Below are 26,978 nucleotides of genomic sequence, written 5' to 3'. Positions count from 1 at the left end.
CTTTATCTATTTCCTCTTGCTATAAAAGCCAATCTTTCAAAAAGATGAATATCTTGTTCATTTTTGATTAAAGCCCCGTGAAGTTTTGGAAGAATATCTTTTCCATCACTTTTTAAATCTATAGGATTAATGTCTTCTATTAATAATAATTTTATCCAATCTAGCGCTTCTGATGTAGATGGTTTCTTTTTTAAACCAGGAGTTTCTCTAATTTCAAAAAATCTATTTAAAGCATTGTCTAATAACAGTTTTTTGATGTTAGGATAGTGAACGTTAACTATTTTTTCTAACGTATCCTTGTCTGGAAATTGTATATAATGAAAAAAACATCTTCTCAAAAATGCTTCTGGCAATTCTTTTTCATTATTTGAGGTAATAATTACTATTGGTCTTTTAATTGCTTTTACAGTTTCATTAGTTTCATAAACAAAAAACTCCATTTTGTCTAATTCTTGAAGTAAATCATTTGGAAATTCTATATCAGCTTTATCAATTTCATCAATAAGTAAAACGGCTCTTTCTTTAGATTCAAATGAGTGCCAAATTTTTCCCTTTTTAATATAATTTCCTATGTTTTCTATTTTTTTTTCACCTAATTGACTATCTCTTAACCTGCTGACCGCATCATACTCATAAAGACCCTGTTGTGCCTTCGTAGTTGATTTTATATTCCATTCTATAATTTCTAATCCTAAGCTTTCAGATATTTGTCTTGCTAATTCAGTTTTACCAGTTCCAGGTTCACCTTTAATTAGCAACGGTTTTTCAAGTGATATAGAGGCATTAACCGCTATGTTTAAATCATCAGTTGAAATATAATTTTTAGTTCCATTAAATCTCATTAAAAATTAACTCCTATTTATTCAAATTAAATATTTTGTTGTTAATAGCCGATATATATTCAGGACTAACTTCACAACAACCGCCAACAATTGATGCACCTTCATTAATACATTCGAGTACAAAATTAACAAATTTTTCTTGATTAAAATCATTTCTTTTTTTTAGTACAGAGACGTTCTCTCCAGGGGTTAAAGGCAAGCATGTCTCAAAACCATTAGGCTGAGTTCCAAAAGGTTTAGAAAATTTTTTTAAAATTTCTAATGACATAATCATTGACTCTGGAGGTGAACAGTTTATTAAAAATTCATCTACTTTAGAATTATCAAACTGATTTAACGCAAGTTCTAAACTTTCCCCAGATCTTAAAATTGTGCCGTCAACTTCATCAACAGTAAAACTTAAGATTACTTTTTTTGAGGTTTCGGAGGTGGCCTCAATAAGTATTTGTGCTTCTTCAATAGAGGTTACTGTTTCACAGATAAAAGCATCAACACCCCTTTCTTGAATTTCAATCATTTTTTTGTATATTTCAACAGCTTCGGTTCTATTAATACCAACGGTCCTATAATAACTTCCAATTAATGGGGGAAGACATCCATATATTTGGATCTTTTTAGTTGAAGACATTTCGTCTATAGCTTGCTTTGCAGCTGCCACTGATTTTTGTTGAAGAGTTACAAACATATTATCTAAGTTGTGTCTTTTTAACCTATGTGGAGTTATACCATAAGAATTTATAGTAATGCCGTCAGCTCCAGCTTTAATAAAATCTTTATGTAAATTAACTACTAAATCATATTCGTCTAATAGCACCCTCGTTGACCATAAACTGTCGGGTTTAAATGAAGATCTATGGACTAATTCCTGTCCCATCCCACCATCTAAAAGTGTAATATTATTATTAACCATATCAATGTAATCTCACTTTAATATTAACTAATCTTTTTTTTGTATTTTTATCAAGAAGATTAAAGGAATTGATAAAAACGCTACCCAAGAATATAGCCTAAATGCATCTATATATCCAACCATTAAACTTTGTCTATTTAATTCATTAGTTAGTTTTGTTATATTTAGTTCATTCAAAGTATTCGTTAAATTATTAAAATTTATTCCTTGATTCCAGATTGAAACCATAGAACCAATTTCTTCAAAGTTCACCTGACCCATGTGAAGAACTACAGCTACACTTACTGAAATAAAAAAGCTAGAACCTATGTTTCTTATTAAATGAAACATTGCAGTTGCTTCGCCGTGATATTTATTTGATAGAGTAGCAAAACAAATAACACTGACCGGCGGCCACGTTAAACCAACACCCAAACCTTGGACTAAACTTGCCCAAGCAATCATTGAGAAACTCATATTAATATCAAAAGTTGACATATAATAACCTGATATAGCTTGAATAAAAAAACCAAAGAAAATGATTATTCTTGGGTCAACTCTTCCAGTGAATGCTATTATAAAAAAACCAAGAAATGTTCCTATACCTCTTATACCTAATATCAAGCCAATTACAGACTGAGGATAACCTCTTAACTCTTGAAGTAAGGGTGGGAAAATTACCATTGGTACAAAGTTTAACATCCCAAAGAAAAAAATTAGAATTAGACCTACTGTATAATTTCTATCCTTAAAAATTAACAAATTTATGAAAGGTCTTTTAGAAGTTAAACTATGAAAAATAAAAATGTAAAATCCAAGAATAGCTACTCCACACTCGATGATTGTTTCAATACTTTCAAACCAACTATTCCTTTCACCTCGATCAAACATAATCTGCAAAGCAGCAACACTACTTGCTAAAGCTAAAAAACCAATCCAGTCGAGTGATACACCTCCAACAACTGGCTTTTTAGGTACTACAGCTATAACAGCAAATAAAGCACAAAACCCAAATGGAACTAAAGTATAAAAAATCCATCTCCAATCAAGTAATTCTCCTAAATATCCACCAATGGTCGGCGCAATAACTGGGCCTAGAATAGTTCCCATACCCCAAATTGCCATTGCCAATGATCTTTGCTTAACAGGGAATGCTGCTAAAACTAATGTCTGTGATAAAGGAGGCAAAGGAGCTCCAAAAACACCTTGGGCAACTCTTGAAATCACAATTTCTTCTAAAGAGTTAGATAAACCACAAAATATAGATGAAATAATAAATCCTAAAACACTAAAAATAAGAATGGTACGAATTTGTATTCTTGAAGTTAACCAACCAGCAAAAGGCGTAAAAATTGCTGTTGCAACAATATTACCTGTCACAACCCAAGAAATTTGATCTTGCGTTGCACCCATAGCACCTCTCATGTCTGACAAGGCTATTGAGGCTATGGTTACATTCATTGCATAAAGCATAGTTACAAAAGTAGCTGTAGCTAATATGAACCATTTGAATGATGACTGAGTATCAGTTACTAAAGTATTCAATATTATCTCAAAACAATTCAAAGAAATATGAAAAAGGTCTGATTATAAAAGGAACATCCCTTTTATATTTTGTATCAATCGTAACTGAAACGGTCATACCAACTCGAAGATCTTTTTTAGAATTATTTTGTATATTCTCATTAATAATTGATGAGCCTATAGCTATTTTAACGGGAACTCTTTGAACTACTTTTACCCAGTTTCCAGAAGAATTTTGAGGTGGTAAAATTGAAAACTCTGAGCCAGTTGCTGGACTTATACTCTCAATTTTTGCATTCCAGCTATTATTTGGATAAGCATCAGGCGTAAAAACGGCTGATTGATTAACTTTTATATTAGTTAGTTCTGTTTCTTTTAAATTAGCTTCTAACCAAGCATTTTTTTCATCGACAATTGCAAAAAGAACTTTCCCTATATCTATATATTCTCCTTCTTCTAAATTCATTTTTGCAATTATTCCATCTTGTTCTGCAAAAATTGTAGATTGCTCTATATCAAAACTTATTTGCTCTAATTTACTTAAATGTTTTAAATACAAAGGGTGTTCTTCAAATTTTAACTCTGCATCTCCATTAAGCGTAGTTAAAATTGTCTTAGCTTTATCATTAATAATATTTAGTTTTTGCTTTGAGGATGTATAAGAATGTTTAATTTCTTCAAAATTACTATTAAGTTTTACAGCTTTTAAATTATTAATAGCCGATTGGTATAAGTATTGTTCTTCATCCAATTTACTTTTTAAACCAACACCCTTGTTTACTAGATTTTTAATTCTGTTAAATTCTAGTTGGTGATACTTTACTTTTTCTTCAGCAAGTTTTATTTCAACATTAATTAGAGATTTAGCCCTTCGCATTTCTAACAAATAGTATTTAATTTCTTCTTCTGCTAATTTTATTTCTTCTCTTGCTTCGTTATATTTCGATTTTCTATTATCTATTTCTTTTTTAATTGTTAATAAATTTTGTTTCTGTTCAGATAAATCAAGTTTAAGTTTTGCTGTATCAATTTTGAAAAGTTTTTGTCCTTTTTTTACTTGTTGGTTATCTTTTACAAACACCGTCTTAACTCTTCCTGGTATTTGAGACTGGATAGATATAATTGGCGCTTTGATATAAGCGTTCTCTGTTGTTATGTATCTTCCTAGAGAATAAAAAAATCCTAAAATAAACATTATCGTCATTAATGGAATGAATATTAAAAGAATAAATCTCTTAAATTTCTTTTCTTTATCTGTTTCGTCCTGCATTTTTTTGAATTTCCTTTATTATATTTTAGACGATAAATCTTGTTTAAGAGTTTGAAGTAGTTCTGTTAATTTTTTGAGGTCTTCAGTTTTCAAGATTGATAGAGATTCCTGTCTATACTCGGCAGCTTTTTTTCTCATAGATTCTATAAGTGGCTTAACATTATCAGATAAATAAATATTTTTAATTCGACCGTCTTTGCCATCAACTTTTCTTACGATCCATCCCTTTAATTCCATTCGGTCTATTAATCTACTCAGAGGTGCTTTTTCTATATCCATAAGCACACCTAATTCAGACTGATTTATTCCATCTCTAAATCGTAGATATGTTAAAAGCCACCACTGTGATCTTGTTAGACCTATGGATGCCATTTGCCTATCATATAATACTCTCAATAACCTAGCTACATCGTGTATTAACAATCCTATATTTTCCTCAAAGTTTTCTTGCAAAAAAAACCACCATAATGAACAAATTAGTTTCCTAGTAAACTATTTAGTTAACATATTTAATAATTAAGTAAAATAAAAAAATTATTTAAGTAAGTTTCTTCTAAATTTTAATTTTGATGAACACTAGCTGCACTAAATTTTAACTCAGGGATCTTTCCAATAGGATCTAAAGTGGAATTAGTTAAAATATTTGCTGCGGCCTCTTTAAAACAAAATGGTAAGAAAATCATTCCTGGCAGAAGATCATCATCTAATCGTATATTAATACTCATTTCACCTCTCCTGGTTTTGATTTTCACCTTCCTATTCAAGTCCAAATCATAGAGTTTACTGTCAATTTCATTCATGAAAATAATAGGGTCAGGCTCTAATTTATCTAATATTATTGCTTTTCTAGTCATAGTGCCTGTGTGCCAATGCTCTAGCAATCTACCAGTAGATAAAACTAATGGAAATTCTTTACTTAATTCATCATTTGGCATTATTAATTTAGTAGGAGTGATTTTTGCTAATTTATTTAGTGTAGGAAATCCATCATTAAAAATAATGTCTTGACCTAATTCAAATTCACTTTCTACTGGATAAGTGACAAAACCATCTCTTTCTAATCTTTCCCATGATATATTATTTAAAGAAGGCATGATTAGTTTCATTTCATTAAAGATATCTTTTGGCGATTGATAATTCCAATCTAACCCCATCCTTTTAGCTATTTCTTGAATTATCCACCAATCTTGTTTTACATTTTCAGGTGTCTTTACAACAGCTCTTCCTAATTGAACTTGTCTGTTAGTATTTGTATATGTTCCATTCTTTTCAGCATGAGCAGATGCAGGTAAAATAACATCAGCGTACCATGCTGTTTCAGTCATAAAAATATCTTGAACAACTAAATGTTCTAATTTTGCTAAGGCCTTTCTTGCATGATTTTGATCTGGATCAGACATAGCAGGGTTTTCACCTTGAACATACAAGCCTTTAATTTTATTCGAATATATATCTTCTATAATTTCAACTACTGTTTTACCTTCATTAGGATCCAAAGTAGCATTCCAAAAACTTTCCATTTCTGATAGATTTTTATTAATATCTACTCTTTGGTAATCAGGATATGACATAGGTATCAAACCAGCATCTGAAGCACCTTGAACATTATTTTGACCTCGAAGCGGATGTAATCCTGTCCCATCTCTTCCAACTTGACCTGTAATTAAAGCTAAATTTATTAAGCAAAAAGCATTCTGCGTTCCATGCACATGCTGAGAAATACCCATACCCCAAAAAATAATTGAGGTTTTAGATTTTGCGTATAATCTTGCAACTTCTCTAATAATTTCTGAATTAATTCCACATATTTTTTCCATTATTTGAGGGTTAAAACTTTTAATTTCTTTCTCTAAAAGTTCAAAACCTTCTGTATTATTTTTAACATAATCTTCATCAATTAGACCCTCTTCAATGATTGTATAAATCATTGCATTCAATAATGATAAATCCTGGCCTGGATTAAATTGTAAATGGTGTGTTGCATATCTAGAAAGGTTTTGCTTTCTAGGGTCCATTATAATTAGCTTTGATCCATTCTTAACAGCTTGTTTTAAATATGAAGCCGCTACAGGATGATTTTGTTCAGGCCTTGCACCAATTACTATAATACATTCTGCATCTTTAGCTGCTGTAAATGGTGCTGTTACGGCAGCAGAGCCAACAGATTGAAGTAATGCTGCGACGGAAGACGCGTGGCATAGACGAGTACAATGATCTACATTATTAGTCTTAAAACCAGTTCTGATTAATTTTTGAAATAAATAAGCTTCTTCGTTAGAGCCTTTGGCAGAGCCAAATCCAGCTAAAGAGTTAACTGGGTTATTATTCAAAATTGAATTAAATTTTTTCGATGAATAACCTAAAGCTTCTTCCCATGAAGCTTTTCTAAAATATTTATAAACATCCTTACTCTCTATTGTTAGATCCCATACTTTAGATTTTTTATCTATTCTTATCAAAGGTTCTGTTAACCTTAATGGACTGTTAATATAATCAAATCCAAAACGACCTTTTACACATAATCTATTTTCATTTGCTGGTCCATTATCTCCATTGACTGCAACTATTGAATTATCTTTTACACTTACGTTAGTCTGACAGCCTACTCCACAAAATGGACATAAACTTTTTATGTGCTTGTCAGGAAAAACTGTTTGAACATTATTGTCATCTAATAGAGCAGTTTCCATTAATGCCCCAGTAGGACAAGCTTGAACACATTCTCCACAACCAACGCAACTACTCGATCCCATCAAATCATCAAAGTCAAAAACAGGGTAACTATTTGTCCCTCTTCCAGACATTCCTAGCACATCATTGACCTGTACATCTCTACACGCTCTAATACATAATCCACACTGGATACAAGCATCCAATGCAACAGTCATTGCCGGATGACTGTTATCCAACGAAGGAACAATTTTTGAATCTTTCTTTGGAAATCTTGTTTTTGATATTTGATTAGTCTGAAGAATTTCCCAGAAATGGCTTTTTTGATTATGAGACTTTTCTTTTTCTGGCTGATCAGACAACAAAAGTTCTAAGACTAATTTTTGAGATTTTTCAACTTTGTCATTATTTGTTATTACTTCCATGCCATTAGACGGTTTTCTTATGCAAGATGCAGCTAATGTTCTTTCACCTTTGATTTCCACCACACAAGATCTACAATTACCATCAGCTTCATAACCTAGTTTATTACTGTGACACAAATGAGGAATAGAATTACCCTCTCTTTTGGAAACTTCCCATATACTCTCATCTTCACTTGCTGTAACAGCTTTACCATTAATGAAAAACTTAACCAAATCAGGCATGATTTTTTATCTCATCTGGAAAGTATTTTATACTTGATCTAATTGGGTTTGTTGCAGCTTGACCTAATCCACAAATTGACGAACTTTCCATGACTTCACAAAGATCTTCTAGAAGTTCAATGTCCCATTCTTGTTCATTCATTATAGTTACTGCTTTTTCACAACCAACTCTACAAGGTGTGCATTGACCACAGCTTTCTGCTTTAAAAAACTCAATCATATTTAAGGCAACTTGTCTGATTTTATCTTGATTTGAAAGTATTACCACTGCAGCAGAGCCAATAAATGTATTATGTTCGTTTAAGGTATCAAAATCTAAAGGAACATTATTTAAAGAAGCTGGTAAAAGTCCTGAGGATGCTCCTCCTGGCTGGTACGCCTTAAAGGTATGGCCTTCACTCATCCCTCCTGCTGAATCAATTATATCTAAAATGGTTGAACCTGAGGGAAGAAGATATAAGCCTGGTTTTTTTACCCTTCCAGAGACGGAATAACTTCTTAAACCTATACGATCATTTTTAATTGTATTGTTAAAAACATGTGAACCATCTCTCATAATTTTAGACACCCAATAGAGTGTTTCAACATTATGAACTAATGTAGGACGTCCAAAAACACCTACTTGGCCAACAAAAGGCGGTCGGTGCCGAGGCAATCCTCTTTTACCTTCAATGCTCTCAATCATGGCACTTTCTTCACCACATATATAAGCTCCTGCTCCTCTACGAACGTCTATATAATGTTTGCTTATTATATTATTATCTTCGAGTTTTCTAATTTCTTCTTTTAGTATCTTTAAAATAGCTGGATACTCATCTCTAATATAAATAAAACATTTTTCAGCTGAGATGGCTAAGGAAGCTATTAACATTCCTTCTAAAAACATATGTGGCTCTGTTTCTAAATAGTGCCTGTCTTTAAAAGTACCAGGTTCACCTTCATCTCCATTAACAGCAAGATATCTTGGACCTTGTTCGTTAGAGACAAGTTGCCATTTTTTAGCTGTTCTAAAGCCAGCTCCACCTAATCCCCTGAGATCAGATTTTATTAAATCATCATACCAATTATCACCATTTATATTAGAAATAATTTCACTGAATTTTTTATATCCTCCTTTATTTATATAATTTTCAAAATTTTCATAATCTGGAATTTCTGGCTTTATTCTATTGTTTTTTATAGCGTCTCTAATTTTATTGATATCTGCATTATCAACATGGTAATGACCTATTTCAACTGTTGGAGCAGCAAAACATCTACCCATACAAGGAGCTTTTAAAATTCTAACTTCTTTACTATTATAATTTTCAAGTAATTGAGCTTCTAACTCGCTAGACCCCGAAATTTCACAAGATAATGAGTTACATACTCTAATGGTCATATTAGGAGGAGGAACTTCATTATTTTTAACTATGTCAAAATGAGCATAAAATGACGCTACTTCATATACTTCTACCTTACTGATTTTAAGTAATTTTGATAATAGTGTGAGGTTTTTTTCAGAAAGAAACCCATAGTAATCTTGAATTATATGTAAATGTTCAATTAATAAATCACGTCTTAATTCTATTGGATGAAGTAAATCTTCTAAAAAATCTAAATCTTCTTTATTATTTTTCATTTCTTTATAATCATCAGACATTTTTTTATTACATTAACAATTTAATAAGAACTATTTTACAGTATTATCATAGGCTTTAACAATTTTTTCTGCTTTAGCTTGAATATCGTCTATTAACATACCTGGCTTATATAAATTTGAACCTAAACCAAAACCGGTAATATTAACTTCAATCCAAGAAGAAAAACTAATTTCATCTATACCTCCAACAGCAACTGAAATAATATCATTAGGCAATACTGCAGATAATGCCTTAAAATTTTTAGGTTTCAAAAGTGAAGCAGGAAAAAACTTTAAACCATCCGCACCCGCATCTAGTGCCTGAAAACATTCCGAGGCTGTAAAAACTCCAGGAAGACTAAGCATATTCAAGTCCTTTGTCTTCTTAATTATTAAAGGATTTGAGTTTGGTGAAACTATGATGTTACCACCTGCATCTGCAACCTTGGACACCTCGTCATCTTTTAAAACTGTTCCTGCTCCAAAAATACCTTTATCCCCATGAAATTTTACCATTCTTTCAATCGTTTCATAAGGTTTAGGTGAATTCAAAGGAACTTCAATAATTTTTATTCCAGCCTCAATTAAAACATCTGAAACACTCTCTGCCTCCAGAGGAGTTATACCTCTTAAAATAGCAATTAGAGGTCTTCTTGAATTAAATATATTATTCTTATTTAACAAAACGTATCCTTATTTTATTTTTTCTTTAAAATACTTTAAACCTTTGAGTGTCATATCTTCAGCTTCATAAAAAACTATTGATGACACCTTATCTTTTAAAACATAGCTATATAATTTGTTTAATTCTTTATTTCCTATTAATGCTATCTTGCTTTTCTTCCAATAATCTATGCTCCCTAATAACTCTAGACCCAATAAATAACCTGACAACCTAGATTTATAAATAATCTTATTCCTTGAATTTATTAAATCGTCAGCCCTTAATTTAAATAGAGCATTTCCAAAAAGACTTGGGTTCTTAAAAATAAGATCAACTGATTTTAACAGTTCTTCTTGATCAGTCTTATTAGATTTAACACTATGCATAAGCACTGTATTTTGTGAAATCACTTCAAATAATTCACCAGTCATGAAAGTTTGAAATTTTACTATATTTTGATCTTTTACCTTAATCCATTTGCTGTGTGTTCCAGGCAAGCAGATAGATCCTTCAAAATTAGGGTTTTCATGAAAAAATCCTGCAACTTGAGTTTCTTCCCCCCTCATTACATCAGGTTGATCAATTTGTGAAATGCCAGAAAAAATTTTGAGAGCAATACGATTATCATTTATCAATGGTGATATAAATTTAATATTATTTAGATCACAGGGAGTTTCTTGATAAGGTGCCTCAGACCAACCTTGACGTGCTCCAACCATGCCACTAGCCAAGACCTCAATAGTTTGATAATCATCTAACCAATTTTCGATTAAATTAATAAATGTTTTTTCAAAACTATTATTATTTATAAATTTCATCCCGTCTTTTGTCTCAATACGTTCAGAAACTATATTATTTTTTATTAAATAGGCGCGGAACGAACTTGTACCCCAATCAACAGCAATCCATTTATTCAAATTTTTACCTTATTAATATATAAAAAAATATATACACATTATAAAATCTAAACTTATTTTAATTTAACTTAATAAGATATAAAAAAAGCAGTCTTGAAGACTGCTTTTTAAATATTTATTTAATTGAACTTATAAACCAGTTTGTGAAACTAATTTAGTAGTCATATATGCATCTAGTCCCTCTGGCCCTCCTTCTGAACCATATCCAGAGTCTTTAACACCTCCAAAAGGTGTGTCAACAAGTCCTAAACCATGATGATTAATAGAAACCTGACCACTTTCTATAGCTTGACCTAAATCCTGAGCTGTCTTTGCTGAATTTGTATAAGCATAAGCAGCTAAACCATAGTTTAGTCTATTTGCTTCATCTATTACATCATCTATAGAGCTGAAAGAATTTATAGGAGCTAAAGGACCAAATGGCTCTTCATTCATAATTCTTGAATCATTACTAACATTAGTCATAACTGTAGGTTCAAAGAAATAACCATTATTACCCTTACGTTTACCTCCTGTTAATACGTTTGCACCTTTTTCAACAGCATCAGCAACAAATCCTTCAATAGCTGTTAATCGCCTATCATGAGCTAAAGGACCCATTTTAACGCCTTCATCTAGACCATTTCCAACAGTTAAAGCTTCGGCTTGTTTAACAAAACCATCAACAAACTGATCATAAACTGAGTCATGTACTAAAAATCTTGTTGGAGAAATACAAACCTGACCAGCATTTCTAAACTTATTAGCACTAAGAATTTTTACTGCCGCATTAACATCTGCATCTTCACAAACAATAGCTGGTGAATGACCTCCAAGTTCCATTGTAGCTCTTTTCATATGAGTTCCTGCAAGGGCGGCTAATTGCTTTCCAACAGCTGTTGATCCTGTAAAAGTAACTTTTCTAATTACTGGATGAGCTATTAAGTATGAAGATATTTCAGCGGGGATGCCATACACAAGATTAATAGACCCCTTAGGCATACCAGCCTCGTCAAATGCCTTAATCAATTCAGCAACACTTGCCGGAGTTTCTTCTGGACCTTTTACTATGGCAGTGCATCCAGCGGCAAATGCAGCTGCTACTTTTTTAACTACTTGGTTTAAAGGAAAGTTCCAAGGCGTAAAAGCTGCAACAACTCCAACCGGCTCCTTAAAAACGTACTGAAAAACACCTTGTGCTCTTGCAGGTATAATTCTTCCATAAGCTCTTCTTCCTTCTTCAGCATACCAATCAATCGAGTCTGCTGCGCCTAAAGTTTCCATTTTTGCTTCTACTAGTGGCTTACCTTGTTCTAAGGTCATTAACTTAGCAATTTGATCAGCTCTGCTTCGAACAATGTCACCAGCTTTTCTCAATATCTTTGAACGCTCATATGCTGAAACATTTTTCCAATCGGTAAATGCTTTATTAGCAGCGTCCAAAGCAATATCTAAATCTTGTGTTCTTGCGTGTGAAACTTTACCAATAACTTCTTCTGTAGCTGGATTTATTATTTCAAGAGTTTCTTTTGATATAGAATCTCTCCATTCTCCATTTATAAATAGTTGGGTATTTGGATATTCTTGTGACATTGTGAGCACTCCCTAGGAATTGATATAATTATGTTGTTGATTAGACTAATTTAGTTATTAGAAAATAAATAACAAGTTAATATAATAAAAATAAAGTCATTTACTTTCCGTTAAAGCTATAGGAAAAGCTTTTTCGAATAAATCTATATCTTTATCTAAACCTGCCGTAACTCTTATACATCTATTTTGAGGAAATGAATAAGGCATTCTAACAAAAACCCCCTGCTGTATAAGACTTTCTAAAACTTTTTTTGCGAAATCAGCATTTTCACAACAATCAATAGCGACAAAATTAGTAAAAGACTTAATAACTTTACAATTATTAGCTAGAGCAATCTTCGCAATTCTACTCTTTGAACTTTCAACTTTTGATATAACATCACTAATAAATTTATTATCATTAATCGACACTAATGCCCCTACTTGAGCAATTCTTGACATGCCAAAGTGATTTCTTACTTTTTCAAAATTTAAAATTAAATCTTTTGCAGCAATACCATAACCAACTCTTGATCCTGCCATTCCATATGCCTTAGAAAAAGTTCTCATTCTAATAACATTTGATTTATTTAAAGATATCTCAGGTATTAATTCCGTTGGGACAAAATCAATATATGCCTCATCTAAACATAATAATGTTTCTGTTGGTAAATATTCAATTAAATTATTTATATCGTTAACTGAGTTTAATGTTCCCATAGGGTTATTTGGATTTGAAACGTAAAGCATTTTTGCTTTAGTTTCTCTTACCTTATTCAAAAGATTATTTAAATCTTCTGTGTCGTCCTTAAAAGGAACTTTATGCAGTTGACCGCCAAAACCTTCTACATGATAATTAAAGGTTGGATAAGCTCCATCAGTTGTAACAACATTATCACCTTGCTCTATAAATAATCTTACTAAATAACCCAATAATCCGTCGATACCTTCTCCAACTATAATATTTTCAAATGCAACATTATGTTTTTTAGCAAGAGCATGCTTTAAATCAAAACTTTCGGGATCTCCATATTTCCAAGCTTGACCTATTTCATCCGTTATAGCTAAAACCGCTTTTGGAGATGGCCCGAAAACACTTTCATTTGCGCCAATCCTGGCTTCAAATTTTTTTCCTAATCTTCTCTCTTGCGCTTCAGGACCAACAAACGGAACTGAAGAAGGAAGTGTTTTGACAATTTGGGTGTATTGAATGCTCAAAAAAAGACTCCGTTTTTTTTAAATATCTGAAACTCTTAACATATTTGGTATTTTATTCAAATTATTGTATTTTAAAAAAATTATATATTAGCGTTTTTCAATATCTGTTATTTTGATATTATATGTTTTAATTGCAGTGTCTGAAAAGAGGGATATTTGTTCATCTAAAGAAAAATTTTTTACTATGTTTTTGAAATTAGTAAATAAATCGTCGAATGTAATTTTTAATCTAGAAACTGGAAAATTACTAGCAAACATGCATCTTTGGGGACCAAACAAATCAATCAATTCATATATTATATCTGCATTTTGTTTGTAATTCCAACCTTGCTCTTTAACACCAAACTCAGATAACTTGATAAATGTATTCGGTTCAGTAGAGATGGCTTTCACCCCTTTCCTCCAAAAATCAAGACCCTCCTTACTTCTATCCCATGGAAAACCAGCATGATTAACAATTACTTTTGTATTCGGTATTAATCTAACTATTTCAGTTGCTTCTTCCAAATGCCATGCAGGAACTCTTAAATCATAATTAAGATTATATTTCTCTAATAATTTTAATCCTTTTCTCCAGGACAAGTCCTGCATAGAGCCACTTTTGACATATTCTTTACTATTTGCAGAAAATCTAATAGTGGGTTTTGAACGTATGCCTTTAACAATATCAAAGCTTGCTTGCTCGGCTATGATTGCTTCTGAGTTTTTTTTGTCAAACCAGGCATGACCAATTATGGCAGTTGGAAATTTTCTTGTTTTCGAAAGCTTATCTAACCATAACGTTTCACCAATTTGGTCTTCCCTGTCCCATTCAGCTTCACAATGAATTGTTCCGACAACATTATGATCTTTAGTATCTTTAACATAGTCACTTGGAAGATAGTTATGTCTGATAGATGAATAATCACCTAAAAAAAAATCATTGTCTATTTTGTCACTTAAAAATGGATAATAATTTTTATCAAGATCCCAGAAATGGTGATGCGCATCTAGTATTTTAATATCTTTATTCATATTACAAGAATTCGTTATTTAATTTAATATTATCTTCACTAAAAAAATCTATTTAACAAGCTGCTTATTTTTATTTATTAAAATAAATGAAGAAGATATAATTGAGATACCTGACATAATAAATAAAGCTAAAATACATATGTAGAAATCTTCAGCTCCTCCAAATAAAATAATTAAATACCCTGCCAAGCCACCACAACCGACTTGAAATGCTCCCATTAAACCGCTTGCAGATCCTTTATTCGATTTGGATGAATTAATTGCTCCAGTCATACTATTTGCGACAGCAAAACCATTAGAACATCCAAATACAACACAAATTAAAGATAAAGTTAGAGGTCCGTTAGTACCTGTATAATGGTTTAAAAGAAATAGAAAAACGGTAAAAAAAGAACATATAGTTCCTATAGAACACATTTTTTCTAAACCAATTATTGGGCTGAACTTTCCATTTATTATATTTCCCAAAATATAACCAACTGAGGTAAGTGAAAACCAAATACCAAATTCTGATATACTTACGCCTTTTCTTGCAAATTCATATGGCATGAAGCCATTCATAGAAAAAAACATTGAAGTTTGCATGGCAGTTGTAATAGTAAAAAGTCTAAACAAAGAAGTCTGTATTAAGTTTTTATACACAAGAAACATATTAAAAAAACTTACACTTTTTGATTTATTGACTAGAGTTTCTTCTAAAATTAAAAACATGAATATAAGCAAAACCATGCTAATTAAGCCTAGGGCTATCAAATTAGTTCGCCAACCTAAAAATTCAGCTAGAATTCCACCAAATATAAAACATGTAATAGGTATAATGGCCATTATAGCCGTCATTTTTGACATTTGTTTAGCAGCTTCAGCTATTTCAAAACAATCACTCAAAATCGTTCTACCAACTGATAAACAAGCTGCTGCACCAAACCCTTGTATACATCTCAAAAATAAAAGTATTTCAATATTTGAGGAAAACGAAGCCATAAAAGCAGCAACAGAATAAATTGACGCTCCAAGAATTAAAATTGGTTTTCTTCCATATTTATCTGAAAACGGCCCAGATATGATTTGACCAAAAGCTAAAAAAAGGAAATATAAAGTTAAGGTTAATTGAGTATCTGAAAAAGAAATATTTAAATCATCTTTTATTAAAGTTAATGCTGGTGATATAATAGTCATTCCAATTACTGGAACTGCAACTATAATAGCCAACAAATTAATGTTAGGCTTTTTCAAATTTAACTACCAATCATGTTTAAAATTTATTATTATCAGAAATTACGTCTATTTGTATTTAACTTCATGGACTTCTATAATGTTCCCATCTGGGTCATAAAAAAATATTTGTTTCCATCCAGCAACAGCTGTTTCACCCCAATCAGAATAATTTATACCTAATTCATCTAGATGTTGTTTAAATGCGTCCAAATCATCTGTTCTATAGGCAATATGACCCTTTTCAAGAGGGTTAATGTTATGTCCCGTCTTAAAACATACATTTAAATCTTTTTCCGCTAAATGTGTTTGTATATTACCATCAGACACAAAAGCAACATTGCCTGAATAACCTTTTTTCTTCTCTAAAACAGGCAAACCTTCTGTCTCAGTTTTTAACTTCATAACTTTTAAATAAAAATCATTCATTTCATCTACTTTATGAGTTGATAAATTGATGTGATGTAATTCAAGTTTCATAAAAATCTACATTAGTTTTAATTTTTATTTTTATTAAATATTAATAATTAATTATTAACAAGTTAAAAATAAATGTTATCTTAATTTACGAGTTATGGCGAGAGTGACGAGACTCGAACTCGCGACCTCCGGCGTGACAGGCCGGCGCTCTAACCAACTGAGCTACACCCCCTAAAAAGGATTAATATACTTGATAGAGGTTGAGGATCTATTGGTCAAGAAAAGATTAAGCATAATGTACTAAAATGAATAATTTATTAATTATTTTTTGAACGCAATGAAACTTGATTGGAAATATTTAGAAAATATAAAAAATTCAATAGCTATACCATATAAAATTGTACTTAATATGGTATTTGTAAAGAATGGTATACCCATAATATAACAATTCAATAATCCGTTCATACTCTTTTCATAGAATGAACTGGTTAACCATACCCCAAAGTTAGTAATTACAAAAAACATGCAAGAGCCTAAAGTAGAAAGCGTTAATCTACTTTTCATTCCATTAGAAAATTTAGATAAAATTCCAATGAATGCTAGGCTAGACCATGTCCATATTAATAAACTATGAAACCCAATTAAATAATCTGTTATTGCAAATGACAATATAATAAAAGGAATAGACCAAAATCCTAACAAAACAGGGATATAAAAACTTAAAGCTATTACTGGAGTAAAATTTGGAGGATGTGGTATTACTCTAAAAAGAAGAATAATACCAATCGAACCAGAAAATATTAAAGCATATTTGAGTAGTTTGTTTGTATTCATAACTTTTTTTATACCTTAATTTAAATTAACTCAAGTTAATACTTAATCAAAAATCTGCTTGGATCTCAAACCCAAATGTTCTTCCTGCTTGTGGATAAACATAACCACCTGCTGCACCTTTAATTAAATTAGTATAATATTTTTCGTCTAAAAAATTATTTATAAATGAGTTAACGGTAATGTTTTTAAATTTATAAGAAAGCTTTATATCTGACACTTGATAAGATTTTGATTTTTCAAGCACATTACCATCATCATTTCCTGAACGAGTTTTTCCAAAATATTTATAGGTTAAGCTTGCGTTAGCAGTTTTATTAATATTGTAATTCAAAGATGCATTAGTTTTAATTCTTGGGACGTATGGAGTATCATTACCTTTAAAAGTCCCTTTAGAAACGTATGAATTCATGAAGGTACTATTTGTTGTAAAATTTAATTTCTTATTAACTTCTTTATCATATTCAAGTTCTACACCCTGATGAATAGAAGGATCATAGTTTTCATTAGCAAAAGAGGTTGAATTATAGAAAATTTGATTTTTAAGTAAACTTCTGAATGCAGATATTTTAAATCTGTCATTTGATGATTTTTTTTCGAAACCAAGCTCTATATCATGAGAAAACTGATGTTTGAGAGGATTAATATTTGTTGAAGGACCAACAGTAATAATCTCATCTAATCGAGGAGATCTATATGAACGGGAAATATGACCAAAAACTTTTTTATCATTTGCAAAGTTATAATCAGTGCCTAATGACCATGCGTATTTATCCTCCTGATTAGAAAGGACTTTGGTCTTTGATGACAACATATTATTAACATTTATATTATAATGATGTGAACGCGCTCCAACTTCAAAATTCAAACCTTTTTTTAATTGATTTTTAATATTAAAGATTAATGACGGTTCGATGATTAATTGCTCCGCCTTATTTATGTACTGAACATATGCCCAATTATTAGCATCAACTTTATAATTAGAATTATAAACATCTATACCAAACTTACCTTCCAAACTTTTATTAGAGAATAAGTTACTATTTATAAGTTGCGAATTTAGATGAACAGTATTCAAAGAAGTATCGCTTTTATATGTTATTCCATAATTCAACATGGAAGAGTATTGATCTTTTTTTTCTAATCTAAGACTTGATAAAAATTTTGCATTGTTTGAAAGTTTAGCCTCATTACCAATTTTCAGCGATTTTATTTTTTCAGAACCAAAATCTTTGGGAAAACGTGTATATGTAGGTTTATTATAAAAATCAGTTAATAAAATACTACCTGGTAGGCGAGTTTGTTCATTAGATGATTTTAATTCAGCCCATAACCTTGAATTAATATCTGTAAAATTTGTAATATTAAAGCTCAATGAACTATTATCATACTCACTATTATCTCTATATCCATCAGTGCTTAAGTCATATATTGTAGCATCTAGCGCTATATTGTCATTTTTGTTAGTAACTGAAATTATCTGTTTTTTAGTATTAAATGATTTCAAAGAAGTTGTTATCTTGAACATATCTTCTGAATATAAAGGATTCTTTGTAATTATATTCACAGCACCAGCAGTTGCTCCATCACCAAATAAAACACTTGCAGTACCACCCTTTATAATTTCTATTTTATAAATACTCTCTATTGGTACTCTTGATAAATTAGCTCCAGCAATTGTCATATCAGAAATTCGTATTCCATTTAAAAGTACTAATACATTTCTTGAAGCTTGCTCACCAAACCCCCTAATTTTAACTGACGATTTAACGTCAACTCCTGAATATAAATTTTCAAAGTTTATGCCAGAAAATCTAGATAATAGACTTCCAAGTGGTAAATGAGAATTTTCTCTAATCATTTTATTATTGATTATGGTAGTTGAACTACCCACTACATTCTCATTTATAATAGTGGGGTGAATTGTTATTCTAAGAGATTCATTTTCAGAAGAAATAGATTGTGACGAATAGTTAAGTAAAAGTAAAAAAGTTAGATAAAAAGCACGTGTGATCATAATTGCCTCCAGCAAGTAAATAAAATTAAAGAGCCTAAACTCCTCACCTAATTTAGTCGCTAGACGATATGTACACGTGCCATCTACTCTACCCGGTATTTGACAAAGCGACAATTTATGGCAGGTCTCCTGGCTTGTGCATTAACGTTAAGACTACCTTCCCAGAATATTCCAGTGGTATATTAGCCTTTACTCAGCACTTACAGTTGCGGGGACAGCTTTGGCTTACTAATTCAAGTGAATTACCAAATTCCCATTTTAAGCTTGAAGAAAACTTCAAAGCACCATAAACATCATTAGATGTAAATCGAAATAACTAAGATATGCAAGTAAAAATTAAAGTTTTTATAAATGATTAAATTAACAATACTTGGAAACGGCTATACAGCGAATTTTTTATCAAAAGAGGCTCTTAAAAAAGGGTTTGAAGTCTCTATAATAACAAGAAATATTTCCAATCCTAAAAAAAATATACATTACTTTAATTTTTCAGATACCCAAAATGTCTCTAAACAACTTATAAATAGTAACATTATTTCTACTGTCCCTCCAAATGATCAAGGAATGGACCCTATAATAGCTAAATACGGAAAATCAATTTCGCTTAATAAAAATAAATTAATCTATTTATCGGCTACTTCAGTATATGGTGATGGCGAAGTCAATGAGAAAACAAAGCCTGACCCCAAAAGCAAAAGAGGTATAATTAGATTAAGCGCTGAACAAGAATGGATTAAACAAAATAAAAGAACATCACTTTTTAGAATATCTGGTATTTATGGCCCTAAAAGACACCCTATGATAAAATATTTAAATGGTGATAATACAATTATTGTTAAAGAAAATTATATATCGAATAGAATACATGTGGAAGACCTATCTGGAATAGTTATAAAATTCTTAATAGAAAAACATGACGACACAGTTGTAAATGTTAGTGACCAAAATTTAGTTAAAAATTATGATGCAGTTGAATATGTGTCGAATGTATTACAATTACTTAAACCTGTTATTTTAAAATATAAACCTGAAGAAGCATCTGAAATGTTAAAATCTTTCTATGAAGTTAACAGAATAGTTAAAACTAAAGTTATAGGTCATAATTTTAAATATGAAATGAAGCATCCGGATTATAAAAAAGCTTTACTTCAATTAACTAAACAATTAATCAAATCTTATAAATTAAATTAGGAAGATTTATTGTCAAAGTTCTCTAATAATTATCAAAAAGTTACTTACATAAAACATTGGACTGAAAGTTTGTTTTCGTTTCGAATTCAAAGGCCTACCAACTTAAGATTTAGGTCTGGTGAATTCGTAATGATTGGGTTACCAAATAGAAAAGATAAACCTATTTTAAGGGCATATTCAATTGCATCACCAACATGGTCAGATGAGTTAGAATTTTATTCAATTATTGTTAAAGATGGCCCCTTAACATCAAAATTAAAAAATATTAAGATTAATGATGATATTATTTTAATGCCTAAATCTACTGGAACTCTAGTTTTAGATGCATTAAAACCAGGTAAGCGATTGTTTTTACTATCATCTGGAACTGGTTTCGCTCCTTTCTCCTCACTTATTAGAGAACCTGAAACATATGATAAGTTTGAACAAGTTATTGTCACTCATACTTGTAGAACTTCTAAAGAACTACAGTATAGTCAGCAAATTATTGAAGAATGTAATAATCATGAAATTATTTCAGAATTTATCTCCAATAAACTATTAAGTTACGCTTCAACTACAAGAGAAAAAACTACTTGCCGAGGTCGAATAACAGACCTTATAACTTCTAAAAAAATCTTTGACGATCTAGATATAAGTGAAATTTCATCAAATGATAGATTTATGTTTTGCGGATCAATGGGTTTAAATAACGACCTTAAGAAAATACTCTTGGACTTAGGGCTAAGCGAAGGTGCTAACAACAATCCAGCTGAGTTTGTTTTGGAAAAGGCGTTTGTTGGATAAACTCATTAAAAGTTATAGACTAATATTGTATAATTATTATTTATAATATTATCTAAAGTTTTAGAGTAAAAACAAAAAAGGAAAGATAAAAAATGGTGGGCGGTGACGGTCTCGAACCGCCGACATTCTCGGTGTAAACGAGATGCTCTACCAACTGAGCTAACCGCCCCAATACATAATTATATAAGTAGTTTTAATAAAAATAACAACAAAGAACTTACATATTTAGCAAAAAAGTAACTTCTAGGAATAATTATTTGAAAAAAACATTACTGAAATTAAAACCTTCTCCTTGGATTATAAATCAAGTTGAAATAGTTCAAAAAAGGAAAAAAATTAATATCCTAGATTTCGCTAGTGGAGGAGGAAGGCACAGTATAAATCTAGCTAGTAATAGAAGGTTTATAACTGCCATTGATAAGGATAGAAATAAATTAGAATTATATAAAAATATCAAAAATATAAATCTTATTTGTTTTGATTTAGAAAGAAATGATAAATGGCCTTTAGAAAAAGAATCATTTGACGTCATTATAGTAACGAATTACTTATATCGACCAAGAATTAGAGAATTAGCAAGTTTTTTAAAAATAGGTGGTTTTTTATTTTATGAAACGTTTGCAGTTGGTAATGAAAAATATGGAAAACCTAGTAATCCAGACTACTTATTAAAGCACATGGAGCTGTTAAAAACATTTAAAAATGACTTTGAAACTATGTATTATTTTCAAGGTAAAACCATTGAAAATGAGGTTGCAATCATACAAAGATGCAGTTTAAAAAAAGGCCTCTTAAGTAAGAAGCCTTTTTAAAAAATTATTCTTAATTATTTAATTGTTTACAGCTTCTTTTAATGGGCTTCCAGCTTTAAATTTAGGTTGCTTAGAAGCTTTAATCTGAATTGGATCACCAGTTCTTGGGTTTCTTCCTGTAGTAGCGGCACGGTTTGCAACTGAAAAAGTGCCAAAGCCTACTATTCTTACGTCACCACCTGACTTTAACGCGTCAGTAATTGATTGAAAAACACCATCTACAGCTTTTGCTGCATCGACTTTAGTTAATCCTGATGCATCAGAAACGCTTGCAACTAATTCATTTTTATTCATTCGTACCTCCAAATTTGTTAATTGATATTACTATATAATACTTATTTCCAGACATAATTCTAGCAAATAAATTGTAATTTGATAGAAAGTTTAAATTTTTAACATTTTAATCAGTGAGAGAGGTTAATTTCATCATTTATTGTAGACTTGTGTTCAGATCCTAAGCTTGAAGCATCTAATGCAGATAAATTTTTAGGTAAATCTACTAAAGCATTTGAAACGACTTCATCAATTTTAGATACAAATATTATCTTTAATTCATCTTTAATATTATCTGGTATATCAACTAAATCTTTTTTATTGTCAATTGGAATTAAAACAGTTTTTATCCCACCTCTTTTAGCTGCTAACAGCTTCTCTTTTAACCCTCCAATAGGAAGAACTCTACCACGTAACGTAATTTCACCTGTCATAGCTACAGTACTTTTAACCTTAATACCTGTAAGAGCAGATACAATACTTGTTACCATTGCAACTCCGGCTGACGGACCATCTTTAGGTGTTGCACCCTCTGGAACGTGAACGTGAATATCATTTTTTTCTAAGTCAGCAGGGTCTAAACCAAATAAAAGAGCATTTGATCTTATAAAAAATTCAGCAGCCTGAACTGATTCTTTCATAACATCACCAAGTTTTCCTGTAGCTGTTACTTTGCCTTTGCCTTTTACATTAACCGCTTCAATAGATAACAATTCGCCACCTACTTCAGTCCAAGCTAAACCAGTGGTTATTCCAACAAGATCGTGTTTTTCGATTTCAAGTCTTTGATAAATTTCTACCCCAAGTAGGTCGGCCAAGTTATTTTTAGTAATTATAATGGATTTTATTTCATTTTTTTCTATTAATGTAACAACTTTTCTAGTTAATTTAGATAATTGTCTTTCTAAACTCCTAACCCCAGCTTCTCTAGTATAAGATTGAATTATTAATCTAATTGCTTCATCTTTAATTGAAAATTCTTTTTCAAGAAGTTTGCAATTATCCATTTGTTTCTTTATTAAGTGTCTTTTAGCTATTTCTAACTTTTCATCTTCCGTATATCCTGAAAGTCTTATAACTTCCATCCTGTCTAATAGAGCATGAGGCATATTTAATGTGTTTGATGTCGTCACAAACAAGACCTTAGATAAATCATAGTCAACTTCTAGGTAATGGTCTTGAAAAGTCTTATTCTGTTCAGGATCTAACACTTCTAATAAAGCTGAAGAAGGGTCTCCTCTATAATCATTCCCTAATTTATCAATTTCATCCAAAAGAAACAACGGATTGACTGTTGAAGCTTTCTTCATACTATGAATAATCTTTCCAGGTAAAGAGCCTATATATGTTCTTCTATGACCTCTAATTTCAGCCTCATCCCTTACACCACCTAGAGCCATTCTAATATATTGTCGTCCAGTCGCCTGCGCTATAGATTTACCTAATGATGTTTTACCAACTCCTGGAGGGCCTACAAGACATAAAATAGGACCTTTTAATTCTTTTGTTCTTTTTTGGACTGCTAAAAACTCAATTATTCTGTCCTTAACTTTATCTAATCCATAATGATCAGCGTCTAATATTTCTCTAGCTGCTAAGATATCAGATTTAATTTTACTAGCTTTTTTCCATGGAATTGATGTTAACCACTCTATGTAAGACCTAACTACTGTTGCTTCGGCACTCATGGGACTCATATTTTTTAATTTTTTAAGTTCAGAATTTGCTTTCTCTTTAGCTTCTTTCGTTAAATTACCTTTATTTATTTTATCTTCCAATTCGTCGAATTCACTTTTACCATCTTCAGAAGAACCTAATTCTTTTTGAATAGCTTTTAATTGTTCATTCAAGTAATATTCACGCTGTGTTTTTTCCATCTGTTTCTTAACACGGCTTCTAACTTTTTTTTCTGAGTCCAAAACACTTATTTCACTATCAATTTTAGCTATTAACTTTTCTACTCTTTCCAAAGGTTCAACAATATCAAGAAAAGATTGTTTTTCTTCTATACTTAACAAAATGTGATTTATTATCGTATCTGTTAAAACACCTGGATTAGTAATTTCTGATATTGTAGATAAGATATCAGAATTAATTTTTCCATTTAATTTAACAAAACGTTCAAAAGAGTCTGACAACCTACTAATGTCGTGAGAAGAACTTTCTTTTTCGTTTCTAGTATCATTAATTAATCTTGCTTTTGCACTCAAATAAGAATCGGAAGATTTAATTTTATCTATAATGCATCTAGATTTACCCTCTACCAATACCTTAACAGTTCCATCTGGCAACTTTAAAAGTTGAAGAATATTTCCAATAGTACCGGTTTTGTATAAATCTTTCTGACCTGGATCTTCAACAGATGATTTTTTTTGAGTTAACAGTATTATTTCTTTATTGTTTTCCATTACAGATTCTAGTGCATTAATAGATTTAACTCTTCCTACAAACAGAGGTGCGATCATGTGAGGAAATATAACGATATCTCTAAGAGGTAAAACGGGGTGTATAATTTCAGTCAAGATATCAACCTTTATATTTATCAATAATATGAATTAACTTTATATAAATGATAATTTCAAACAAAAATACAAGATCAAAAATTTATAAAGAGTTATTTATTTCTTTTTTCTTTTTTTCATGAACCAATAGAGGTTTACTACCTTTTGAAATAACATCCTCATTAATAATAACTTCGTCAATATCAGGCTCAGAAGGTAGCTCAAACATAGTATCCATAAGGACATTTTCAATGATAGACCTAAGACCTCTGGCTCCAGTTTTTAGATTTATAGCTTTTTGAGCAACAGCCTTAAGAGCATTATCTCTAAATTCTAGTTTTGTATTTTCCATTTCAAATAATTTTTGGTATTGTTTTACAAGCGCATTTTTAGGTTTGGTCAGTATTGTAACTAAAGCGTCTTCATCAAGATCCTCTAGAGTTGATAGTACAGGAAGCCTGCCAATAAACTCCGGAATTAAACCATACTTTACTAAATCACCTGGCTCTAGATCTTTAAGAATATCACTTCCAGATGTCTCCTGTGAATTAACGATTTCAGCACCAAAACCTATTGATGAGCCTTTATTCCTATTTGAAATAAGTTTATCTAGACCAGCAAAAGCACCACCACATATAAAGAGAATGTTAGTGGTATCAACTTGAAGAAATTCTTGTTGAGGATGTTTTCTTCCACCTTGAGGAGGAACCGCCGCAATAGTACCTTCCATAATTTTTAACAATGCTTGTTGTACACCTTCACCACTGACATCTCTAGTTATAGAAGGATTTTCTGACTTTCTCGATATTTTATCTACTTCGTCTATGTAAACAATTCCCTTTTGAGCTCTTTCAACATTATAATCAGAAGCCTGTAACAATTTTAAAATTATGTTTTCTACATCTTCACCAACATAACCAGCTTCAGTCAATGTAGTTGCATCTGCCATGGTAAAAGGTACATCTAATATTTTAGCTAAAGTTTGCGCTAACAAAGTTTTTCCACATCCGGTTGGACCAACTAACAAAATATTTGATTTTGAAATTTCTATATCATTCACATCTGTTGCATTATTCAATCTTTTGTAATGATTATGAACAGCGACTGATAGAACCCTTTTAGCCTTAGATTGACCAATAACATAATCATCCAAAACTGAGCAAATTTCGGCGGGAGCAGGAATACCCTTTTTATCTTTTGTAATTGTTGATTTATGTTCTTCCTTTATGATATCCATGCACAGCTCAACGCATTCGTCACAAATAAAAACTGTTGGACCAGCAATTAATTTTTTTACTTCGTGTTGGCTTTTACCACAAAATGAACAATACAAAGTTGTTTTATTTTTACCTTCATTTGTTTTATCATTCATTTTTTTTCCTTTTTTTGAAAATATTTATAACATTCTATCTATTTTAATCAAAATGCAATATAAAATTAACCTACTTCTTATCTGGTCTTTTATTTACCACTTCATCAATCAAACCTTTTTGAAGTGCGTCTTCAGGTGATAAAAATGTGTCTCTGTCCATAAGTGCTTCTATTTCTGCAATTTTCTTGCCAGAATGTGTAACGTAAATTTGATTAAGTCTTGATCTTAAATTAATTATTTCTTTCGCATGTATTTCTATATCACTTGCTTGACCCTGAAATCCCCCAGACGGTTGGTGAGTCATAATTCTTGCATTAGGAAGACAATATCTTTTATTTTTGGCTCCTGCTGTTAACAAAAGAGAGCCCATGCTAGCTGCTTGGCCAATACATACAGTAGAAACATCGGGCTTTATATATTCCATAGTATCATATATTGATAACCCAGAAGTAACTACCCCTCCTGGGGAATTAATATACATAGATATGTCTTTTTTTGGATTTTCAGCTTCTAGAAATAACAATTGTGCACATACTAAAGAAGCAATACCGTCATCTATGGGTCCAACTAGAAAAATAATTCTTTCCTTTAACAACCTTGAATAAATGTCATATGATCTTTCACCTCTACTTGTTTGCTCTACAACCATAGGAACAAGAGCCGACTTTACGTTAGTAGGGTTAAAAGAATTATAAAAATTGTTAGACATCATTCAAATCACTCCTCAATAAAAATT

At 31.0% G+C, this 26,978-nt stretch carries 23 protein-coding genes, 2 tRNA genes and 1 riboswitch; of the genes, 3 read left to right on the top strand and 22 right to left on the bottom strand.

What is annotated here, in order from left to right; translation table 11 throughout:
• Positions 1 to 2: 2 nt before the first annotated feature.
• From ABXT66_RS04100 to ABXT66_RS04020, 17 genes are all read right to left on the bottom strand, one after another.
• A complete protein-coding gene (locus ABXT66_RS04100; protein WP_443644386.1) occupies positions 3 to 842 on the bottom strand; it encodes an AAA family ATPase in 840 nt (279 codons plus the stop codon).
• Positions 843 to 855: 13 nt separating this feature from the next.
• Positions 856 to 1,752, bottom strand: coding sequence for a homocysteine S-methyltransferase family protein (locus ABXT66_RS04095; protein WP_443644385.1), 897 nt, complete (start codon positions 1,750 to 1,752; stop codon positions 856 to 858).
• Positions 1,753 to 1,779: 27 nt separating this feature from the next.
• Positions 1,780 to 3,276 (bottom strand): DHA2 family efflux MFS transporter permease subunit, encoded by a 1,497-nt coding sequence (locus tag ABXT66_RS04090; RefSeq protein WP_443644384.1) that lies wholly within the window; start codon positions 3,274 to 3,276, stop codon positions 1,780 to 1,782.
• Between the two features lie 7 nt (positions 3,277 to 3,283).
• Positions 3,284 to 4,525, bottom strand: a complete 1,242-nt coding sequence (locus ABXT66_RS04085; protein ID WP_443644383.1) for an HlyD family secretion protein — start codon at positions 4,523 to 4,525, stop codon at positions 3,284 to 3,286.
• A gap of 18 nt (positions 4,526 to 4,543) precedes the next feature.
• A complete protein-coding gene (locus ABXT66_RS04080) occupies positions 4,544 to 4,978 on the bottom strand; it encodes a MarR family winged helix-turn-helix transcriptional regulator (protein WP_443644382.1) in 435 nt (144 codons plus the stop codon).
• Between the two features lie 107 nt (positions 4,979 to 5,085).
• Positions 5,086 to 7,842, bottom strand: coding sequence for a formate dehydrogenase subunit alpha (gene fdhF / locus ABXT66_RS04075; RefSeq protein WP_443644381.1), 2,757 nt, complete (start codon positions 7,840 to 7,842; stop codon positions 5,086 to 5,088).
• Complete coding sequence (locus tag ABXT66_RS04070; RefSeq protein ID WP_443644380.1) at positions 7,835 to 9,484, bottom strand: NADH-ubiquinone oxidoreductase-F iron-sulfur binding region domain-containing protein; 1,650 nt, start codon at positions 9,482 to 9,484, stop codon at positions 7,835 to 7,837. The genes fdhF and ABXT66_RS04070 overlap by 8 nt, the downstream gene beginning before the upstream one ends.
• Positions 9,485 to 9,514: 30 nt before the next feature.
• Positions 9,515 to 10,147, bottom strand: coding sequence for a 2-dehydro-3-deoxy-6-phosphogalactonate aldolase (locus tag ABXT66_RS04065; RefSeq protein WP_443644379.1), 633 nt, complete (start codon positions 10,145 to 10,147; stop codon positions 9,515 to 9,517).
• Between the two features lie 9 nt (positions 10,148 to 10,156).
• Positions 10,157 to 11,044: a 2-dehydro-3-deoxygalactonokinase gene (locus ABXT66_RS04060; protein ID WP_443644378.1), complete on the bottom strand. Its 888-nt coding sequence runs from the start codon at positions 11,042 to 11,044 to the stop codon at positions 10,157 to 10,159.
• A gap of 129 nt (positions 11,045 to 11,173) precedes the next feature.
• Positions 11,174 to 12,616 carry an NAD-dependent succinate-semialdehyde dehydrogenase gene (locus ABXT66_RS04055; RefSeq protein WP_443644377.1) on the bottom strand — a complete coding sequence of 481 codons (1,443 nt, stop codon included), beginning with the start codon at positions 12,614 to 12,616 and terminating at the stop codon, positions 11,174 to 11,176.
• A 96-nt stretch (positions 12,617 to 12,712) separates the two neighbouring features.
• Positions 12,713 to 13,813 (bottom strand): pyridoxal phosphate-dependent aminotransferase, encoded by a 1,101-nt coding sequence (locus tag ABXT66_RS04050; RefSeq protein WP_443644376.1) that lies wholly within the window; start codon positions 13,811 to 13,813, stop codon positions 12,713 to 12,715.
• Between the two features lie 87 nt (positions 13,814 to 13,900).
• Entirely contained in the window at positions 13,901 to 14,827 is a 927-nt protein-coding gene (locus ABXT66_RS04045; protein ID WP_443644375.1) for an amidohydrolase family protein, read from the bottom strand.
• A 48-nt stretch (positions 14,828 to 14,875) separates the two neighbouring features.
• A complete protein-coding gene (locus tag ABXT66_RS04040) occupies positions 14,876 to 16,060 on the bottom strand; it encodes a Bcr/CflA family efflux MFS transporter (RefSeq protein WP_443644374.1) in 1,185 nt (394 codons plus the stop codon).
• 48 nt (positions 16,061 to 16,108) lie between these two features.
• Positions 16,109 to 16,519 carry a VOC family protein gene (locus ABXT66_RS04035; RefSeq protein ID WP_443644373.1) on the bottom strand — a complete coding sequence of 137 codons (411 nt, stop codon included), beginning with the start codon at positions 16,517 to 16,519 and terminating at the stop codon, positions 16,109 to 16,111.
• A gap of 95 nt (positions 16,520 to 16,614) precedes the next feature.
• Positions 16,615 to 16,691: transfer RNA gene (locus ABXT66_RS04030), tRNA-Asp, on the bottom strand.
• 89 nt (positions 16,692 to 16,780) lie between these two features.
• Positions 16,781 to 17,293 (bottom strand): DUF6580 family putative transport protein, encoded by a 513-nt coding sequence (locus ABXT66_RS04025; RefSeq protein WP_443644372.1) that lies wholly within the window; start codon positions 17,291 to 17,293, stop codon positions 16,781 to 16,783.
• Positions 17,294 to 17,339: 46 nt separating this feature from the next.
• Complete coding sequence (locus ABXT66_RS04020) at positions 17,340 to 19,307, bottom strand: TonB-dependent receptor (protein ID WP_443644371.1); 1,968 nt, start codon at positions 19,305 to 19,307, stop codon at positions 17,340 to 17,342.
• Positions 19,308 to 19,409: 102 nt separating this feature from the next.
• Positions 19,410 to 19,611, bottom strand: a riboswitch (cobalamin riboswitch).
• A gap of 47 nt (positions 19,612 to 19,658) precedes the next feature.
• Here ABXT66_RS04020 and ABXT66_RS04015 point away from each other — a divergent pair.
• Positions 19,659 to 20,498, top strand: a complete 840-nt coding sequence (locus ABXT66_RS04015) for a hypothetical protein (protein ID WP_443644370.1) — start codon at positions 19,659 to 19,661, stop codon at positions 20,496 to 20,498.
• A gap of 9 nt (positions 20,499 to 20,507) precedes the next feature.
• Complete coding sequence (locus ABXT66_RS04010) at positions 20,508 to 21,284, top strand: ferredoxin--NADP reductase (RefSeq protein WP_443644369.1); 777 nt, start codon at positions 20,508 to 20,510, stop codon at positions 21,282 to 21,284.
• A gap of 93 nt (positions 21,285 to 21,377) precedes the next feature.
• Here ABXT66_RS04010 and ABXT66_RS04005 read toward each other — a convergent pair.
• A tRNA-Val gene (locus tag ABXT66_RS04005) sits at positions 21,378 to 21,453 on the bottom strand.
• An 88-nt stretch (positions 21,454 to 21,541) separates the two neighbouring features.
• On the opposite strand from ABXT66_RS04005, the gene ABXT66_RS04000 reads away from it, so the two are divergent.
• A complete protein-coding gene (locus tag ABXT66_RS04000; protein ID WP_443644368.1) occupies positions 21,542 to 22,096 on the top strand; it encodes a class I SAM-dependent methyltransferase in 555 nt (184 codons plus the stop codon).
• Positions 22,097 to 22,114: 18 nt separating this feature from the next.
• Here ABXT66_RS04000 and ABXT66_RS03995 read toward each other — a convergent pair whose 3' ends face one another.
• The 4 genes from ABXT66_RS03995 to clpP all read right to left on the bottom strand — a co-directional run bounded on the left by ABXT66_RS03995 (position 22,115) and on the right by clpP (position 26,954).
• Positions 22,115 to 22,390 (bottom strand): HU family DNA-binding protein, encoded by a 276-nt coding sequence (locus ABXT66_RS03995; protein ID WP_443644367.1) that lies wholly within the window; start codon positions 22,388 to 22,390, stop codon positions 22,115 to 22,117.
• Between the two features lie 110 nt (positions 22,391 to 22,500).
• Entirely contained in the window at positions 22,501 to 24,912 is a 2,412-nt protein-coding gene (gene lon, locus ABXT66_RS03990; RefSeq protein ID WP_443644723.1) for an endopeptidase La, read from the bottom strand.
• Positions 24,913 to 24,973: 61 nt separating this feature from the next.
• Positions 24,974 to 26,242 carry an ATP-dependent Clp protease ATP-binding subunit ClpX gene (gene clpX / locus ABXT66_RS03985; protein WP_443644366.1) on the bottom strand — a complete coding sequence of 423 codons (1,269 nt, stop codon included), beginning with the start codon at positions 26,240 to 26,242 and terminating at the stop codon, positions 24,974 to 24,976.
• A 70-nt stretch (positions 26,243 to 26,312) separates the two neighbouring features.
• Positions 26,313 to 26,954, bottom strand: coding sequence for an ATP-dependent Clp endopeptidase proteolytic subunit ClpP (clpP, locus tag ABXT66_RS03980; protein WP_443644365.1), 642 nt, complete (start codon positions 26,952 to 26,954; stop codon positions 26,313 to 26,315).
• Between the last annotated feature and the right edge of the window lie 24 nt (positions 26,955 to 26,978).

The organism is Candidatus Levibacter sp. Uisw_134_01 (assembly GCF_047717795.1).
Lineage (GTDB): Bacteria > Pseudomonadota > Alphaproteobacteria > Puniceispirillales > Marisalimonadaceae > Marisalimonas.
The sequence above is the reverse complement of the archived record's forward strand: the minus strand, read 5'-3'. Positions and strand labels throughout refer to the sequence as shown.

Excerpts from the sequence above, each read along its gene's own strand:
- ABXT66_RS04100 (WP_443644386.1), bottom strand. The coding sequence starts at position 842 with ATGAGATTTAATGGAACTAAAAATTATATTTCAACTGATGATTTAAAC.
- ABXT66_RS04095 (WP_443644385.1), bottom strand. The coding sequence starts at position 1,752 with ATGGTTAATAATAATATTACACTTTTAGATGGTGGGATGGGACAGGAA.
- ABXT66_RS04085 (WP_443644383.1), bottom strand. The coding sequence starts at position 4,525 with ATGCAGGACGAAACAGATAAAGAAAAGAAATTTAAGAGATTTATTCTT.
- fdhF (WP_443644381.1), bottom strand. The coding sequence starts at position 7,842 with ATGCCTGATTTGGTTAAGTTTTTCATTAATGGTAAAGCTGTTACAGCA.
- ABXT66_RS04070 (WP_443644380.1), bottom strand. The coding sequence starts at position 9,484 with ATGTCTGATGATTATAAAGAAATGAAAAATAATAAAGAAGATTTAGAT.
- ABXT66_RS04055 (WP_443644377.1), bottom strand. The coding sequence starts at position 12,616 with ATGTCACAAGAATATCCAAATACCCAACTATTTATAAATGGAGAATGG.
- ABXT66_RS04045 (WP_443644375.1), bottom strand. The coding sequence starts at position 14,827 with ATGAATAAAGATATTAAAATACTAGATGCGCATCACCATTTCTGGGAT.
- ABXT66_RS04035 (WP_443644373.1), bottom strand. The coding sequence starts at position 16,519 with ATGAAACTTGAATTACATCACATCAATTTATCAACTCATAAAGTAGAT.
- ABXT66_RS04025 (WP_443644372.1), bottom strand. The coding sequence starts at position 17,293 with ATGAATACAAACAAACTACTCAAATATGCTTTAATATTTTCTGGTTCG.
- ABXT66_RS04020 (WP_443644371.1), bottom strand. The coding sequence starts at position 19,307 with ATGATCACACGTGCTTTTTATCTAACTTTTTTACTTTTACTTAACTAT.
- ABXT66_RS04015 (WP_443644370.1), top strand. The coding sequence starts at position 19,659 with ATGATTAAATTAACAATACTTGGAAACGGCTATACAGCGAATTTTTTA.
- ABXT66_RS03995 (WP_443644367.1), bottom strand. The coding sequence starts at position 22,390 with ATGAATAAAAATGAATTAGTTGCAAGCGTTTCTGATGCATCAGGATTA.
- clpX (WP_443644366.1), bottom strand. The coding sequence starts at position 26,242 with ATGAATGATAAAACAAATGAAGGTAAAAATAAAACAACTTTGTATTGT.
- clpP (WP_443644365.1), bottom strand. The coding sequence starts at position 26,954 with ATGATGTCTAACAATTTTTATAATTCTTTTAACCCTACTAACGTAAAG.